The sequence below is a fragment of the Candidatus Hydrogenedentota bacterium genome, assembly GCA_035416745.1.
Lineage (GTDB): Bacteria > Hydrogenedentota > Hydrogenedentia > Hydrogenedentales > SLHB01 > UBA2224.
On record DAOLNV010000002.1, the window covers coordinates 13824 to 30583 of the forward strand.

9 protein-coding genes are annotated in these 16760 nt (G+C 61.4%); 5 read left to right on the forward strand and 4 right to left on the reverse strand.

The window, feature by feature from the left end:
• Positions 1–25: 25 nt before the first annotated feature.
• Positions 26–2284 (reverse strand): DUF4838 domain-containing protein, encoded by a 2259-nt coding sequence (locus tag PLJ71_01265; GenBank protein ID HQM47280.1) that lies wholly within the window; start codon positions 2282–2284, stop codon positions 26–28.
• Between the two features lie 70 nt (positions 2285–2354).
• Here PLJ71_01265 and PLJ71_01270 point away from each other — a divergent pair, with 70 nt between their 5' ends.
• The 4 genes from PLJ71_01270 to PLJ71_01285 all read left to right on the forward strand — a co-directional run bounded on the left by PLJ71_01270 (position 2355) and on the right by PLJ71_01285 (position 8643).
• Entirely contained in the window at positions 2355–3512 is a 1158-nt protein-coding gene (locus PLJ71_01270; GenBank protein ID HQM47281.1) for a uroporphyrinogen decarboxylase family protein, read from the forward strand.
• Positions 3509–4231, forward strand: coding sequence for a hypothetical protein (locus PLJ71_01275; GenBank protein HQM47282.1), 723 nt, complete (start codon positions 3509–3511; stop codon positions 4229–4231). Before PLJ71_01270 ends, PLJ71_01275 begins: the two co-directional genes overlap by 4 nt.
• A 201-nt stretch (positions 4232–4432) precedes the next feature.
• Complete coding sequence (locus tag PLJ71_01280) at positions 4433–4960, forward strand: sigma-70 family RNA polymerase sigma factor (protein ID HQM47283.1); 528 nt, start codon at positions 4433–4435, stop codon at positions 4958–4960.
• Positions 4961–4962: 2 nt separating this feature from the next.
• The gene (locus PLJ71_01285; protein ID HQM47284.1) at positions 4963–8643 is read left to right on the forward strand and encodes a von Willebrand factor type A domain-containing protein; all 3681 of its coding nucleotides are present in this window, start codon (positions 4963–4965) and stop codon (positions 8641–8643) included.
• A gap of 122 nt (positions 8644–8765) precedes the next feature.
• Here PLJ71_01285 and PLJ71_01290 read toward each other — a convergent pair whose 3' ends face one another.
• Positions 8766–9314, reverse strand: a complete 549-nt coding sequence (locus PLJ71_01290) for a D-lyxose/D-mannose family sugar isomerase (protein ID HQM47285.1) — start codon at positions 9312–9314, stop codon at positions 8766–8768.
• Positions 9315–9720: 406 nt separating this feature from the next.
• Here PLJ71_01290 and PLJ71_01295 point away from each other — a divergent pair, with 406 nt between their 5' ends.
• On the forward strand, positions 9721–11286 hold the full coding sequence (locus tag PLJ71_01295) for a hypothetical protein (protein ID HQM47286.1): 1566 nt from the start codon (positions 9721–9723) through the stop codon (positions 11284–11286).
• Between the two features lie 24 nt (positions 11287–11310).
• Here the strand turns inward: PLJ71_01295 and PLJ71_01300 are convergent, their stop codons facing one another.
• Positions 11311–13989, reverse strand: a complete 2679-nt coding sequence (locus tag PLJ71_01300; protein HQM47287.1) for a hypothetical protein — start codon at positions 13987–13989, stop codon at positions 11311–11313.
• A 192-nt stretch (positions 13990–14181) separates the two neighbouring features.
• Positions 14182–16644, reverse strand: a complete 2463-nt coding sequence (locus tag PLJ71_01305; protein ID HQM47288.1) for a DUF4838 domain-containing protein — start codon at positions 16642–16644, stop codon at positions 14182–14184.
• Positions 16645–16760 lie beyond the last annotated feature (116 nt).

Below are 16760 nucleotides of genomic sequence, written 5' to 3' on the forward strand. Positions count from 1 at the left end.
TTACGTCTCCCCTGCTCTCTCAATCTCACCGTTCCCGCACCACAAAAAACCGGTCCACGTAGACCGTCTCGACTTGCTCGGGATTGTTGACCGGCGATACCCAGAAATACATGCCCGCCGAGAGGTTGTGGGTGCCCAAATCAAGGGTCTTGTATTCCTTCCCGGCCACTTCGGCTATTGGCACGCTGCGTTGCATGACATGTTTCTGCCCGCGGGCGTCGTAAATGCCTACCGCCAGAGCCGTACCCGATTCAGCCTTTGCGTCGCAACGAAGTTCCGCGTAACAGTGCCACGGGTTCGCATCGGAGGCTTCCTCGCGAATCTCATATTGTATCGCCCATTGGGTGTGGTTCGACGGCATGCACGCCGCGGCCTTGTCGGCGGCGGCGGCATCGTCCACGAGATGGCTCCACCCATTATCCACGCCGTGCAGATTGAACCGGTTGTCCTCGATGATCATGTAGTCCTCTTCCGGCAGGCCTTCACAGGCCGCCGGGAGCGGTCCTGCAGGCCGGAAACGAAGGCGCATCATCTGCGCGTACTGCTCGAAGGCCCCGCCTTCCCGGTAGCTGTTCGCGGAAAACGCGTTGGCCCGCGTGATGAAATCCTCCGCAAACGCAACTGGCTCGGGGGGCAATGGAATCGCGGCGCCGGCTTGCTTTGCGGCACGCGCCAGGTCGTAATACCGGTTCAGAAGTACGGCATCGAGGGGCATGCGCGCCCGGGCGGCGCGCCTCGCGATAACCGGGTCGTCCTTGACGCGCTGTTCAGCCTCGTTGAACAGTTCCGCCGCGCGGACTACGTCCTCGAGCGGAAACCATTCCGATGTATCGGGCATGTAACAGCGGAGGTACACGCCCGACCACGCCGCCGCGTCGTGAATGAGGTCGATGTACCGGCGCAATGGAGCCGCCGCAAGCCCGTAGTAGCCATCGAGGAATTCGTTGATGAGGGCGTACTCGTCCCGCGAGGGGTCCCACATCAGATGCGCCAGCACCCAGGCGCGCAGTTCGGGGAAATCGCTGATCGAGCAGCTCGAATCCCCCTGCTCGAACAGCCCCACCGCGTTGTTCTCTACAAAGAACCGGATGTTCGGGGCGAGCACCCGCATGTTGGGATGCGGCATGATGTAGTCGCGGAAGTTTGTCACGTAATCCCAGACGAACAGGCGCGGAGCAATGGCGCTCCACGCCTCCATGTCGCGTTTGAATGCACCGTTCTGAGGACCCATCGCCAGCGGCTGCGAATAGGAGCACTCGATCGAGCATAGACGAATGATGACGTTGTGACGCGGCGTGACGCCAACGGGCGCTTTCCGTGTGTATTGGTACGCGAGGGTCTCGATCAGGAAATCGGGGTACTCCTTCTCGATCTCCGCCGCCACGGCGTTCACAAAGTGCAGCAACGACCCTGAGGGCGACCCCGCCGCGTCGTCCAGGGCCTTGCAGTTCGCGCATTGGCAGTTCCCGTGACAGTCGTTTTGCGATATCGAGATGATGCCCGCCTCGGGACTCTTCCGAATCCATTCCAGGGCGTTCTTGACGAATTCCCCGCGCATCGCCTCGTTCGTGAGGCACAGTTGCGCACCCTCGGCACGGCGTTCGCCGCCAATCTCGCTATACCAGTCCGGATGCTCGCCAAAATACTTCTCCGGCGGCAGGATCTGATAAAAGGTATGGCACCAGCCCAGGATGTTGTAATGCCCGCCGTATTCCTCCGCGACCCTTACGAAATGGCCATTGCATTTGCTCCGTGCCGCGTACACCCCCTCAAACGCGTCCCGGTAAAACGCTTCCCGGTAAATCAGCCGCGGCGAGTACACCGTATCAAGTGCCGGAATTCGGAGCGTGGGCTTTTCCGGCACAAACCGTTCCGTCGACGACCACCACCGGCAACCCACCACGTCCTCGAGAAACGTGTACACGGCGTACAGCGTGCCGCGCGGACGGCCGCCCGCCAGGTAAATGCGGTTCTCCGCCGACTTGAGCACAATCCCGTCATGACCCAAGGCGTCCAGATCGACATCAGGAAACGCCGCCGTGAACAGCGCCGAGGGTCCGACAACGATGGCCTTCGCACCCTCTTCGACAGCATGCTGGATGGAAAATGTTGCGCCCGTTACGGCTTGAAGATGTTGCTGCAGTTCCACGGCGGCGGTCTGCTCCGGCGCAATGGCGTCTTCCGCGACAACGATGACCCATTGGGCCGCTCCGTCCTGGGACAGGACCGCCTCGCCCGGCGCCTGAGCCGCCAAAAACATGATGAGCGATAATGTGAAGTGCATGGTGAAACTCCCTCGTTCTTGAACGCACGACTCGTGCGTGCTCACAGAGTATACGGATGGAAGGCGGCCCGTGTCACTGACCATTGACGCAGTTGAGGCGGCCCGGTACACTGCTCGGGGAGGAACGTTGATGACGCCCAAGGAACGCGTACTGGCTGCCGTGAATCACCAGCAGCCCGACCGGGTGCCGATTCAAACCTATCTCACCCCGGAAATCCACCAGCGGTTGACGGAACACTTCGGCACAACCGAAATCAACGGCGTGCTCGGGGTCGATTTTCGGAGCGTGAGCCCGCGGTTCCGCGGCCCCGAACGGCCCATACCCCAAGGGTGCGCGTGCGTCGACGAATGGGGTACCGGCTACATCATGAAGGAATACCCGGGAGGGACGTATCCCGAGTCTTTTCACAAGCCCCTCGCCGGGCTGACGTCGCTGGACGACGTGGAATCCTACCCCTGGCCGGAGGCGGACGACTACGACTTCTCGGTTCTGCCGGAGCAGTGCGAGGCGGTATCCGAGTATGCCGTGTGTTTCGGCGGCGCCGGGATTCCCGACATCGTCAACGGCGTGGGACGCGGACGCGGCATGGAACAGGTGTTGCTCGATATCATGACCCAGGACGCCGTGGGGGTCGCGGTCATCGACAAGCGCTGCGATTTCTTCTACAACTACTGCCTGCGGGCGCTCGAGACCGCCGGCGGCAAGATCGATATTCTGTGTCTGGGCGAGGATTGCGGCAACCAGAACGGCCCTATGTTTGACCCGGCGGTGTTCGACGGCTTCTTCCGGCCTCGTCTGCAACGCTTCTACGATCTCGGCCACGAGTTCGGCTGCAAGGTGATGATGCACTCGTGCGGCAGCACCCGAAAACTCATGCCCCGGTTCATCGGGATGGGCCTCGATGTGCTGGATGCGGTCCAGCCCGAGCCCGCGGGTATGAATCCCGCCGAAGTAAAGCGGGAGTTCGGCGGCAAACTGGCCTTTTGCGGTATGATAAGCACCCAGATGACGCTCCCCTACGGAACCGAAGCCGAGTGCCGGGCCGAGGCGCGCCACCGTATCGAGGTTATCGGAAAAGGCGGCGGTTACATCTTCAGTCCGGCCCATTGCATACAACCGGATACGCCTCTCGAGAACGTTCTGGCCATATATGAAGAAGCCCTGGGATTGACGGAGGGCGCTTTTCGCAACATACGCGAGGCCCATTGGAAGGAGAAAGTTCGATGAACGGACAGGAAGAGTACGTGGAGACCGTGCGCCTCGACCCAGCCGGGTGCATATCGGAGGGGTGGAATCTGGTAAAGGACCAGTACGGGTTGTTCCTGGGCATTACGGTCGTAGGCATGCTTCTGGCGAGCTGCGTCCCATTCGGGATACTTGCAGGGCCAATGTATTGCGGCATCTTTCTGGCCCTGTTCATGAAGATGAGAGGGCTGCCAGTCGAGTTCGGCACACTGTTCAAAGGGTTTGACTATTTCGTCGAGAGCCTTGTTGTGACGTTGCTCATCATCGCCGTGAGCATAGCGTTCGCGGTGCCAATGTTCATCGTGTTCATCGTGGTCACGGCTGTGGGCGCGAGTATCGGGGACGCCACACACTCCGGCGCCATAGGGGCAATGATCATCGCTCCGCTGTGGCTGCTGTTCTTTGCCGCGATGGTCGCCTTCGGCGTCTTTGTATCCGGCTTGATGTTCTTCACCTATCCGGTGCTGGTCGACCGCAACGTGCAGGCATGGCCCGCACTCAAGTTGTCGGCAAGGGCCGTCTTAGCAAACAAATGGGGCGTGTTGGGCCTCCTGGTTCTCAATTGGCTCCTCAGCATGGTCGGGATGTTGCTTTGCTATGTCGGTGTCTTCTTTTACATGCCAGTGATGTTCGGGTCCATCGCCGTGGCATACCGCCGGATGTTTCCCGAGCTTGCGCCGCCAGCCGCACCAACCCTCTAATCCGCCAGGGCGTGCCGCGCCATTTGGCACATAAACCATGGCGCTACAATGAGATCTGCACCGAACACCGGCGTCTGGCCGGGTGGGTGAGATTTCTTTCTCCTGTCCGTGTGAACGGAACCTCCTGTAAATCGTTATCCTGGATGGAACATGTTCGCGAACGTTCCTTGCCGGCAAACAACTAGAGCGTAGGGGGAAGTGATGACGGAAATCGCGTCAGCGGACTGGATACGTCAGGCGCTCGAGCAGTACGAGAAACCGCTCATCCGGTACGCCTGCCGCATTACGGGCGACCTCGAGACCGCGCGCGACGTGGTGCAGGATGCGTTTCTGCGTCTGTGCCAGGCGGAGCGCGCCAAGGTCGACGGGCACCTGGCGGCGTGGCTGTACACGGTGTGCCGCAACCGCGCGTACGACGTGCGGAAGAAGGAGGGACGGATGAACGCGCTCACCGAAGGCCGCGCAAACGTGCAGCCAAGCGATGGTCCCGGGCCCAGCGCCGTGGCCGAGCGCCGCGAGGCCCTTGCAAAAGTGTTCGACGTGCTCGGCGAACTGCCTGAGGAAACCCAGGAGGCGTTTCGCCTGAAATTCGAGGACGAGTTGACCTACCGGGAGATCAGCCACGTGATGGGTGTCTCCCTCGGCAAAGTGAGCAACCTCATCGCCACGGCGCTCGACACCATGCGCCTAAGGCTGCGGGGCGAACTCGACCTCGCCCAGGAGGTGTGAATATGAAACCCACATTGAACATCGAAACCCTGACCGCCTACGCGCTCGGCGAACTCGACCCGGCCACCCGCGAGACGGTGGGAAATGCCCTCAAAGCAGACCCGGACGCCCGCAAGACCCTCGAGGAGCTTCGGGCGGTGGCAGAATTGGCCCGGACCGCCCTCCACACAGCCCCGCAGGCCTCGCTGACGGAACGCCAACGCGCAACGGTCATGGAAGAAGCGGAATCCTCGACACCGCACGAGGCGCGCGGGACAAGCAATATCATCCGGCACATATTCTTCGGCAAGAGTGCCGGGGGCGCGCTGGCGCGGGCCGCGGCGGTGCTGCTTGTTATTGGCGTATTCTACTGGGCGGCGAACGACGCCTTTGTAGGCCGGCCAGCGCAGGAATTGGCGAAGCAGGATGCCGAGGGAGCCAACACGCCAGCCGCAACGGCGCCCGCCCCGGAAGAGGGAGAAGTGGCCCCAGTAAGGCAGGCCCCGGGCTCTGCCGCTGCTTCCGCTCCAGCGGCCGGCGTCATCGATACTGAGGACGAGGACTGGAGCTCGTTCGAGGTCGTCCCGACTGATTCGGGCAGCGCCGCCGTGCGCGTGCTCGAAGACAAACCTGCCGCGACGCCGGACGAGGAGACGATGCCTGCGCCTGAGCCTCCAGCCAAGCCAGCCGCGCCCGAGCCGGAGCCCGCTATACAGCCGGAATCCGCCGGTGAGACGGCCCCCGTCGAGGTCGCGGCGGTTGCGGAAACCGCCCCCTCTGGGCCGTCAGCGGCTCCAGCCGTGAGACCCGAAGCCCCCAAGGCCATCGCTTCGAAGCCAGGGTCCACGATAGACCTGGCGGCGTTGCGGTCGCAGCGCGAGGCGGCCTCCCCGGAGATCATCGCCGCCCTCGGGACCATGGTGAGCAATGAGGTGTTCGGAGCCAGCAACAGCATTCCGGTGAAGCGCGCCAACGTGACGGCGCTTGATGCCAGCACGCTGTCTATCCAGTTGAACGATGACAAGAACGGCGTGTTGGTGCTCGAGACGACGCCCGAGGCGGTCGAGAATGTTCTGCTCCAGGACCGGCTCGTCCTTGCCATGGCCCGGCCCGAGCCAGCGGCAGTGAACGAGGGGGCTGCGCCGCCGAAGACGGCTGTCGAGGTGGCTGCCGGCCAGCCGGTGGCGCTGCCCCTCGAGTTGCCCGAGAAGTCATTCATGGGCACGCCGTTGGACTACTGGTCCGAGATCCTGGAGTTTACCTACACGGCCCGGGAACCGTTCATGGTCCCGGCGGGCACGGAACTGCTGTCGCGCGGCAAACCGGTCACCAGCAGCGACAACACTCCCGCCATGGGCAAACTCGCGATGATCACCGATGGCGACAAGGGGTTTCAGGAAAAGAGCCTCGTCGAGATCGGCAAGGGGCTACAGTGGGTCCAGCTTGACCTTGGCCAGCCGTGCGGCATCTGGGCGGTCGTGGTGTGGCATTTCCACACGAGCGAGCGCGTCTACCACGATTTCATCGTGCAGGTGGCCAACGACGCGGATTTCACCCAGAACGTGCGCACCCTCTACAACAACGACCATGACAACTCCGCGGGCCTCGGTGCGGGGAAGGATAAAGAGTACATCGAATCCAACGAAGGCCGCCTTGTGAACGGTCGCGGCGAGGTCGCGCGGCATGTCCGCCTCTACAGCAAAGGCAACACCTCGAACGAACGCAATCATTACGTCGAGGTCGAGGTCTGGGGCGTGCCGGCTCCAGGCGCGCCTGTGGTTTCAAGCGGAGAAGACACGCAGGGAAAGCCTCCGTACACCGGCGTGCCGGTCAAGGGGCAGGCGCCGGAAGTGCTTCACAACCGCGTAGCCCTGCGCATCGAGTTGGCCGAGAAATCGTTCATGGGCACCCCCCTCGACTATTGGTCCGAGAACCTCGACTTCGATTACGCCCCGCGCGGGGGCCAGACGTTGGCCAAGATGGAGCAGCGGAACGCGCCGGCGCAGGACAAGCAGTGGACCGAGTTTGAGGTGGTGCCAGCGGCGTCCGCCAGCGCCGCAGCCCCCCCGGCCACCGTAGCCGAGCCCAAGCCTGGCGGTTTGCAGAATGTGATGGTGGGCGGAGAGATAAAGATCCGTGGGAAGTATTTCGCGCGCGCCGCGAAAGACGCGAAAGATGAGCCGCTTGCCGCAGGGGTGTTGATTGATGAAGTCCGGCGGCCGGACACCTCGGACCACCCGGATTTCAACAACGACCCGAATCTGGTCTATTGGCCGGAGCACAACACGGAAGCTTACGACCACATTGTCGAAAACCCGTTCCGGAAAGTGACCGATGAGCCCCTGTCGACCTTCTCGATCGACGTGGATACGGCGTCGTATGCGAACGTACGGCGGTTCCTGAACCAGAACACCCTGCCGCCGCCGGGGGCTGTGCGCATCGAGGAATTCATCAACTACTTCGATTACCATTACGGCCCGCCGGACGGGGAAGACCCCTTCGCGGTGCACGTCGAAGTGGCGTCGTGCCCGTGGAAACCCGAACACCGCCTGGCCCGGCTCGGGCTAAAAGGCAGGGAAATCCCCCCTGACGCCCGGCCCGCGTGCAACCTTGTGTTTCTCATCGACGTCTCGGGATCGATGCAACCCGAGAACAAGCTGCCCCTTCTGAAACAAGCCATGGAACTCCTGGTGACGCAGTTACGCGAAGACGACCGTGTGGCCATGGCAGTGTACGCCGGCGCCTCAGGGTTGGCGCTGCCGCCGACTTCCGGCAGTGACCGCCAGAAGATCCTCGACGCGTTGAGGAACCTCGAGTCGGGCGGTTCCACCAACGGCGGAGAGGGCATCAAACTCGCGTATAACACTGCAGCGGAATCCTTTATGAAAGACGGCGTGAACCGGGTGATTCTCGCGACGGACGGCGATTTCAACGTTGGCATGACCGATCAGTCAGAACTGATCGATATGATCGAATCAAAGGCCAAGACCGGTGTATTCCTATCGGTACTCGGGTTCGGGATGGGGAATCTCAAAGACTCCACGCTCGAGAAACTTGCCGATAAGGGCAATGGCAATTACGCCTATATCGACGACATGGATGAGGCGCGTAAGGTCCTCGTAAAAGACATGTTAGGCACATTGGTGACCATCGCCAAGGACGTCAAGATCCAGGTCGAGTTCAATCCGGCGCAGGTCCAAGCCTATCGCTTGCTCGGGTACGAGAACCGGAGACTGGCCAAGGAAGATTTCAACGACGACACCAAGGATGCTGGCGAAATCGGTGCGGGGCATACGGTTACCGCGCTATACGAACTGGTTCCGCCGGGCGTGCCGTTCACCAATCCGGGCGTGGACCCGCTGAAATACCAGCAGGCTCAGCCCGCGCTCACGGATGCGGCATCTTCAGGCGAACTGTTTTCGTTGAAACTCCGGTACAAGAAACCGGATCAAGACACTAGCAAGCTGCTTACGTTCCCAGTTGAAGACGAAGGAGCCGCTTACGAGAGCGCGTCCGAGGATTTCCGGTTCGCGGCAGCCGTCGCGGGGTTCGGGATGCTGCTTCGAAACTCGGATTACAAGGGCGCGCTTACATACGGGCAGGTCCTGACACTGGCTGAGCAGGGCCTTGGTAGGGACGAAAACCAATACCGTGCCGAGTTCATTGGACTGGTACGTAAGGCGAACGCCCTGGCAAGCCAGTGACACTGACGGGCCGGGAAAGCACTCTTCCACCTCGGGGGCTTTCCCGGCCCGAATCTTGTCATCATTCCTGTGGCGGGAGCCATCGACCTCATGGTGTCGAGGCCCGCAGGCCTGAGCCAGAATCACTGGTCACCGACCACGGTTTCCCGTTGGATGCGCGGGTCGGTGAAGAAGTCCGACTCGTCGCGGCTGGTGCTTGAGAATTCGGACACGATCGCCCCTTCATCGCCCGCCTGAAACCAATGCAGCGTATCTGAAGGGATGGTGTACTGCTCACCCGGACGAAGCACAATCTCGTGGAAGACGGTGTAGTGCTCTTCGCTGCCTTCAGGCGGCTGGCATACGGGGTTCGGCGCCGGTTCACCCTCGGTGTACAGAAAAACTTCGCCGGACCGGCACCGAAACGTCTCCATCTTGCCCGGCTGGCCCTGGACGTGCGGATGGCGATGCTCAGGGCAAGTCTGGTGCGGAAACATGACAAGTTCCTTGGCGCAGTAGCGGTCCGTATTGACATAGACCACCAGTTCCAAGCCAGTTTTCTCAACCTCGTCGAGGCCGAAATCGGCAATTTCAATGTTCTCGCGTTCTTTCTCTGTAATGGCAATGCCCTTCGCATCGAGCATCTTCGCGGCCCGTTGCTGAAGCCGGTGCAACTCCTCTCGCGTCAACATAGTGCAATCCTCCTGGCCCGTGCTTCGCGCACCCCATGCCTCACAGCACGCTTTACTGAACCGACTCAAATTTACCGGGGCGAGAACGATTATGCAAGCTGCCCTAAACGTTTCCGGACCAACGGATAAGGACGGACGGCCCCGGTAACCGGCAGAACAGCGTGTTCGGGCAGAATCTGGGGTATAATGTAACAGATTTCGCGCGAAAGACGAAGAAAGGAGCTCGGTTCGAGATTGGCGGAGACCGAAGGAAGCGGTATATTCGGGTCTGGCATCCCGATAATTTCATTTTTCTCTGTTTGTAAGAAGAAAGTATGGTATAATCTTCAGGGGAAATACTGGGGAGTATGTCAGGGACCGTGCGAGGAGAAACGATGGTTCTGGCGTAGGGGGATGGATAGGACTTATGACCAAAGCAACAGCACACACCGGCGAAGGCTGGGACCGTCTCGAACGGCTGGTTCTGGACCTTCAGAGCATGTCAGCGGACGGGTTCCGGACGGGGACAGACCAGATTGCCAAGGCGCGCGACCTCCTGGAAGCTGTCAGGAATGACTTCACCACGCGGGGCGAGTCTGCCGCACAAGTCGTGAAGGACATCATGGCAGCAGTTCAATCGTTGCGCAAAGCCACTACGGAAGCCGAAGAGCTGCAACAGACGATTGCCGGTCTCGAGAAGCAGGTCACGGAACGTGACAACGCGATAGAAGCGCAAAAAGAGGCCGCCCTGCAGCTCGAAAAACGCCTCTCGGAACAGGACCAAGCCATCCAGGCGTCCAAGCAGCGGGTAGCCGAACTCGAACGTCAGGCCAGAGAATACGAGGCGTCGCTCGACTCCGAGCTTTCCCGGAAGACTGCCCTGCAACACCAGCTCGATGACCTCGAAAACATGGTGAACGCCAGAAATGTCGACCTCGAGCAAGGTTCTAAGGAAGTGGACTCTCTCAACCTGAGTCTGGCCGAAAAGGACAAAGAAGTTGCCGAATTGCGCAAACGCATTGAATCATTCGAGAGAGGCAAGTCGGACGCCGAGTCGGCGCGGGATGCGCTGAAAGCGCGGTTGGTCGATATGACGGCCGGCAAACAAACGGTCGAGGGCGAAATCAACACCTTGAGGATGGAGGCTGACGGCCTCCGCAAAGATGTGACGAAACTCCGCGAGAAACTCCAGAAAGCGGCAAACACCGAAGCCCGCGTGGCCGAACTCGAGAATGCGCTCAAAGAAGCAACTGACCGGGTTGGTGTGCTCGAGGCGCAACTGAAGGAAGAAACGGCGGACGGCACGAAAGCGTCGGTCGTCGAGCAACTCGCCAAAGCCACGAAAGAGCAGGAAGCATCGAAAAAGGAATTGCGCAAGCTTCGTGCGGAAGTGAAACATTTGAAGACGGCGCGCGCGGAAACGCAGGAACCGGAACCCGAGGCTGTAGCACCCGAGCAGGTGGAATCCGAAATCACTATTGAAGAAGGCGCCGCGCCGGCGGCTCCCGCATCCTCCACGGCTCCAAGCCTTCCGGACGTGGAGGCGCGCCGCTGGAAACTGGGCGAAATCCTGTGGGAAATGGGCGTTATCACATTGGAGCAGCTCGAGGATGCGCTTGAGGTGCAACGGCAGAATCCGCAGGCGAAAATCGGGACGATTCTTCAGGATAAGGGCTTTGCTTCGCCGGAGGCGGTAGCCCAGGCTGTGGCGTTACGGGCCAGGACCGAGTACGTCGAGGTGGATGCGCAGTCGATCGCGCCCGATGTGGCAAGCTTGATCCCCGCGCGGCTGGCGGCCTTCCACAAATGCATCCCCATCCGCGCCGACGACGAGACCGTGACGCTCGCGATGGCCAATGCCCTGGACATCGTGGCCATCGAGGATGTCGAGCGCGTCAGCAAGCGGCGGGTCGAACCCGTGGTCGCGACCGAGCCCCGAATCCTCGCGGTCATCGAGCAGGTTTACGAACGCGGCGCGCCGACTCGCGGCTAGTCTCAGTCGCCTTCGCAGTCCGGGTCATAGCGCGGGAAACACCCGCAAACGGTGTTCAGCGCGCCCCGCTTCGTTTCCATTCGCGTCGACCAGGCGCAGGATCAGCGTGCTTTCCCCGAGAGGCGCGTAATCGAATCGGATCGCCGCCGCAAACCGCGTTGAAGCCGGCGCAGGAAACACTACCGGCTCAACAGAGGGTTCTTGGGCGTTACTCAACTCAACATGCACCTTTGCCCCGTTTAAGAGCTCGGAATTCCCTTTCCACGCGATATCCAGGTCAAGCAGGTCGAAAGGCAACGCTAGAGCAGGGCCTTGGCGCAACTCCAGCAATCCCGCGCGAGATACCGGTTCGGCGTCGGGCCCGGCCTGTTGCGCGCCGGCCTCGGTTGCCGCTTGTTCGGGGAAAGGGGTCAGGCCCAGGAACTCGAGACGGCGTCCTCGAGCAAGCTGCGGTTCCGCCAATACGGTGTTCGTGTCGACGGCGAACATGAGATTGCAGATGGCGTAGGCGATTGCCGACCGCGCGCGGGCATAATCGCGGAGGGACCAGCCGTTGGGTTGTTTCAGGACTCCGCCAATAACCAGGTCCGCCTCAGCGTCGCTTGTTTTGAAGCCGGCTTGGTCTTTGGCGGCGGAGAAGGTCCAACTGGCGCATCCACGAACCGCAGGAGAGGCTTCGACGGACGCGGCCAGATACGAGAGCAGGTCTTCCGCCGCGCGGATGGCGGGCGCATCAGGCCTGGCTTCGCGCGCCTTGGCAATCCAGGTCTCAAGAAGGATGAGATAGCGCAGGTCGTCGACTCCTTCGCGTGCGCCCTCCCATCCGAGGGAAGGTCCGCCGAGCGAATCGCCCTGGGGCAGATAGAGGTGCACAAAGTCCCCGTTCTCGCCGTCGAAATCGTTGTAGAGATCGTTGCTTCCGCCGCGGTATTCCCAGTTGTAAGCGCCGTTAATGCGCGCGGCAACCTGGAAGATGCCAAGCACGTAGCGTTGCACTTCGGGCCGGTACCCTTCGACGTCGTTATTGTAAAGCGTGATGATGTGGCTGCGCTTGTATTCTTCGAGTTTGTCGAAGGGCGCGACCGCGCCGTTGTAATTCCATACGTCGGCATGGGGTCCAGCCAGTTCGTGGAAGTACGCGTCGCCCGGGCCGTCGATTTCAGTGCGCATGCCCGGGAGCTGTTTGAGCAGCCTCAGGTAATAGACATTGCGGTCTCTTTCTTCCTGACCCTGCCAGGCCGGCTCGTCGACAGGCTGAACAATGAATTCCGGCCAGCCTCTTTCCTTGCACGCGTCCTGCATCGCCCGCCAGAAGGCGATATAGGCCGCGTCATGCTCGGGCGTCCCGCAGGGGCCAGCCTGCAGCGCGACGCTCTGGCCGCTATCCGCGAGTATGAGGACCGGCATGGGGAACCCCAAGTCCCGATAGAGGTTCATGAACTGCTCGAATTGCGAAGAGCCGTCAAAGCCAAGAGCGATCTTTCCGTCCTGAAGCACGGTCTTCTCGGTGTCGAGTCCGAAACACAATCCAACGGATGTCATGCCGCGGCTTCGCATGTCGAGGAGGTCTTCCCGCAGGCGCGCGATGCCCGCATCGCCCTTTTCGCAACCCCACGCGCGGTAATACTCGCCGATGAAGTAGCCTTCGGCCTCCGGCAACGTGAATGGCAATACCCGGACCCTTACCGGCAGGCTGAAGGTTCTGCCGCCGGCTTTCAAGAGCGCATCGCAATGGTATACGCCCTCGGCGGCGCCGGCGGGCACACGCACCGAAAGCCAGAATGTGCAGCTTGTACCCTCGGGAAGGGTTTCGAACACGTTCCTGGGCTCCACATAAGTGGGCAGCCCCGCGATATAGTCGTTCGACGAGTACGTGGTCTTTTTGTCGAGGCAGCGAACCCGGCCAACCTGGATAGCATCGGCAGGCAGCGCACCCTGCTCGCATTCGAGCGCCGTCGTCTCGAGAGTAAGGCCGTCGAGGCTGCGCAGCGCATGCACCGAGACGGTGAGCGGCTCGGTTTCGCCCCGCGCCGCCACGCACGACGAGCTGTCGATGCGTTCGCCGGGCCAAGGCAGCGAATTCTGGAACACGTGCGCCAGGGGACCGCGCGCAAACACCAAGCCGCCGAATTCCAGCTCCGCCGGCGTGGGTTCGGGCGGCTGGGCCAGTTCCACGTAGGCAATGCGCTGGAAACGTTCGGTTGACGTTTCGGTGCGGAAATGGTCGAAATACAGCGTGTAATTCTGGCGCGGCATGCGGATATACGGAAATACGCGGTCAATCCGCGCCACCCCATCGAATCCCGAAGCCAGCCAGATGCGAACGGTCTGCCATGCCTTTGCAGGAATGTTCTCGCCGCCGAATTCGGTTGCGCCATCGGTACGGTCAATGCGATAACTCAACCCCACAGGCTCCGGCATGGGGTTGTAGACGTCGAAGGCCAGCAACTCTCCTCGCTCGATATCGCCCCCGGGAAGTTTGACCGTCAGGCCGGGCCACGTATCGTTCTCGCTGCCTGCAAAATCGACCTTGAGCGACCATTGTCCGTCGGACACTTGGTCTTGCGTACGTTCAGCCGCGCACCCCGCAGGCTGGATGGCCGCGAATTCCGGGTCTTCAAACGATTCGATGGGTTGTGGCGTCGCGAACGCTGAAGTGGCCACGACACAGCCGGCCAGAACCGGCAAAAAACACTTACGCACGGTCAACTCCTTTTCCTGCGGTGATAGGCCCTTCCCACATGGAGGCACGTGTTCCTCCCCATTAAATCACAATCAAAGCAGCGAATTCAGACTGTCTGCAGGCTCAGAATGTCGGCTAGACGTCCGCGCTACCTTGAACGAGGGCGCTGGTTCCGCAACCGGGCCAGTCCGCATCGCTATGTCAGAAGCACGTTATTCGCCCAGACGATAGAGCTGCAAGTCGTCGAAGTATACCGTCTCGCCTTCTTCAAACCCGTCCAGGACAAGAATCGGGAGGATTTCGGCAACGCGTTCCATGTCTTGTTCGGTGATGCGGTGCACGACCGCGAAGACCTGCCATGACCCGGGCTGCAGGGGCAGCCGGGTGGATGGCGTGGCCACATTGTTTCGGGCGGCGTCGCGCAAGGTGAACGACAACTCGACAGTGCCCCGCGACTGCTGGCCCTCGGGAGCGAATACATAGCACAAGAGACCGTAACGGCCGGGCCGTGCGGGCACGGTCTGCACCGGACCCGCGCGTTTCACTGCCTCGCAGGCGACGGCGCATTGTCCGGTATGCGCGACCGCTTCGGACCGTGCCATGCGGCCGGCGCTGTCTTTGACCCACCACGACCAGCCCTCAGCAACAGACCCCGAACCCTCTTCGAACGATGCGTTGCGGGTGAGCAGTTCGCCTTTCTTGTCTGCGAGTTCGAGGAGCATCGAGGCCTGCTCCTTCACTTGCGGGATAGCGCCTTCCGCGGCGATGCGTGTCAGTTCGTGGCGGACGGGGCTCTCGGCCGCGGCCAAGAACGGCATGAGCGCGCCGAGTCCCGCGGCGCCCATGGCATCGTTTTGCAGGGCCTCGTACTGCGTCATCGTGAGGGGATGCTGCAAGACCGGGTGGGCGGGGAAAACCTCGAGAGCAAGATGGCGGCGTTTGGCAGCGTATTCGGACCGCTGCTCAACCGATGCCAGCAACGCCATCACCTCGTCTTGCGTGGCGGGCGGCGCCTCGATCGGTGCGTTGAAATCGAAGGCGTACGCCGAGGCCTCATAATACTCAAAGGCTTGCAACAAGAGCCGCGTGCGGTATTTCTGAGGCTCCGTGAGGGCCTTCTCGACGGCAGCTTCGAGCCATTGCCGGCTCTTCTCGATGTCGTCGCGAGTGATGTCGCGGAGATAGCCGGGGGTCGAGAAAGACAGGTATTGCCCGCCCTTTGAGAACCACTTGGAATCCAGCACGCGGCGGGTCCAGAAATCTTCCCAATGCGCGTAGTACTGTTTGAGAAACGGAGCGGCCTCCTCACCGGCGCAGCGCGCATACCACTCGTCGAGGAGCGCGTCCACGTCCGCGTTGGGGTCCCACTGGAGTCTGAGAGAGATGTACAGCTTCGGGCCCTCTCCCCAGTTGGGATAGGCTTCGGCGTACATGGCCCGTACGCCGGTGGCGCACCCGAACCGATAGTATTCGGCCATGTGGTGGAACCAGACGCGCGGCAGGCAGTAAGGCGTGCCGTAGATGTAGTCGTACCATCCCAGAACGGGGCTCTTCGCATGCCATTGGCGCGTGAGAGCTTCACCGGTTTCGCGAAGTTCCGGGTCCTTCCATTTCATGCGGTCGTAGGTCATGTACGGGATCAACCGGGGATGGACCGAGACATTCCCGGGCGGAGCGGCGACTTCACTGTAAGCCAGGCACCCGAACCATTTGTCGGGAAACCGTTCGAGAACGCCTTCAATAACCTGGTTGGCCCAATCGTAGTAGAGGTCCGAGTAATCGACGCGGTCAAGGAAGTTTTTCTCGCCGGAGATGCGCGCCAGGCAATGCTCACATTCGCAGTACCCGCTGCTGTCGTTGGCGCCGAGAGAATAGGAGGTCGCGTCGGGATGAGCTTCGAAAAACGCGATGATGTTTTTGATCGCTTCATCGACGATGCCCGGCGCGGTATAACAGGGTTGCCACTCGTGGGCGCTGTTGTTCGGGGGCAGGAAGCGCTCACCATTGTGCACGGGGAAGAATTCCGGATGGCTCGCCGCATAGGTTTCAGGCGGAAACAGGTTGAGGAGATTGTGGTGGAAGCTCACCCGCCCGTGCATACGATTGCGCCGCGCCCACGTGCTCTGAGCATCCCCCGCCAAACCGCTGAACAGGCGCGAAAAAACGGCGGGTTCCTGCCGGACAGGCTCGGGGGGAACAGAAAGAGTACTGCTGACCGGCACATCATCGCCGTGCTCGCCGGGGAGGAGCCAGCGCACCCCAACGTACCGCTCGAGGAACTCGCACACGCCGAATTCGGTGCCCCAATCGGTGGGGCCGGCGATCGCGATGATATTGGCATCAGGAAACGCGATATCGAAGCCATCCTCGTCGAGACCGGTTTGATCGGGCGTCTGCCAAGCCGTTCCCGAACCGAGGCAGATAGCGGCGCCTTCGGGCGGCAACGCGCTGGTCACCGGCAGCCGCGCCCCCGTTGCACGCTCCACGTAAGTCACGAGAAGTTGCGCTGCCTCCTTCACCTGCGGGGAAGCCGCGTCATCCACCACGACGGTCGCAACGGGCGTGCCCTCACGCACGATGTCGAGGGCACAGACCGGGGCCGAGGAAACAGCCAGCCCCAGCATGATCAGGAACGCCTGAGCTTGATAAGAATGCCTTGTCCAGCGGGAAGCCATAGGTCTTCTCCTGAATTCAGGGGGTTCTCCGGCAGCCTCCATACCGCCCTTACCCAATAGTAAGTGGCGGAGGCGCCACGTTCAATCCTGTCATCTTAACCTTGAGGCCCGGGCCG

Bases quoted from the DNA above. Each gene is read 5' to 3' on its own strand.
- PLJ71_01295 (HQM47286.1), top strand. From the start codon at position 9,721: ATGACCAAAGCAACAGCACACACCGGCGAAGGCTGGGACCGTCTCGAA.
- PLJ71_01305 (HQM47288.1), bottom strand. From the start codon at position 16,644: ATGGCTTCCCGCTGGACAAGGCATTCTTATCAAGCTCAGGCGTTCCTG.
- PLJ71_01275 (HQM47282.1), top strand. From the start codon at position 3,509: ATGAACGGACAGGAAGAGTACGTGGAGACCGTGCGCCTCGACCCAGCC.
- PLJ71_01285 (HQM47284.1), top strand. From the start codon at position 4,963: ATGAAACCCACATTGAACATCGAAACCCTGACCGCCTACGCGCTCGGC.
- PLJ71_01280 (HQM47283.1), top strand. From the start codon at position 4,433: ATGACGGAAATCGCGTCAGCGGACTGGATACGTCAGGCGCTCGAGCAG.
- PLJ71_01265 (HQM47280.1), bottom strand. From the start codon at position 2,284: ATGCACTTCACATTATCGCTCATCATGTTTTTGGCGGCTCAGGCGCCG.
- PLJ71_01290 (HQM47285.1), bottom strand. From the start codon at position 9,314: ATGTTGACGCGAGAGGAGTTGCACCGGCTTCAGCAACGGGCCGCGAAG.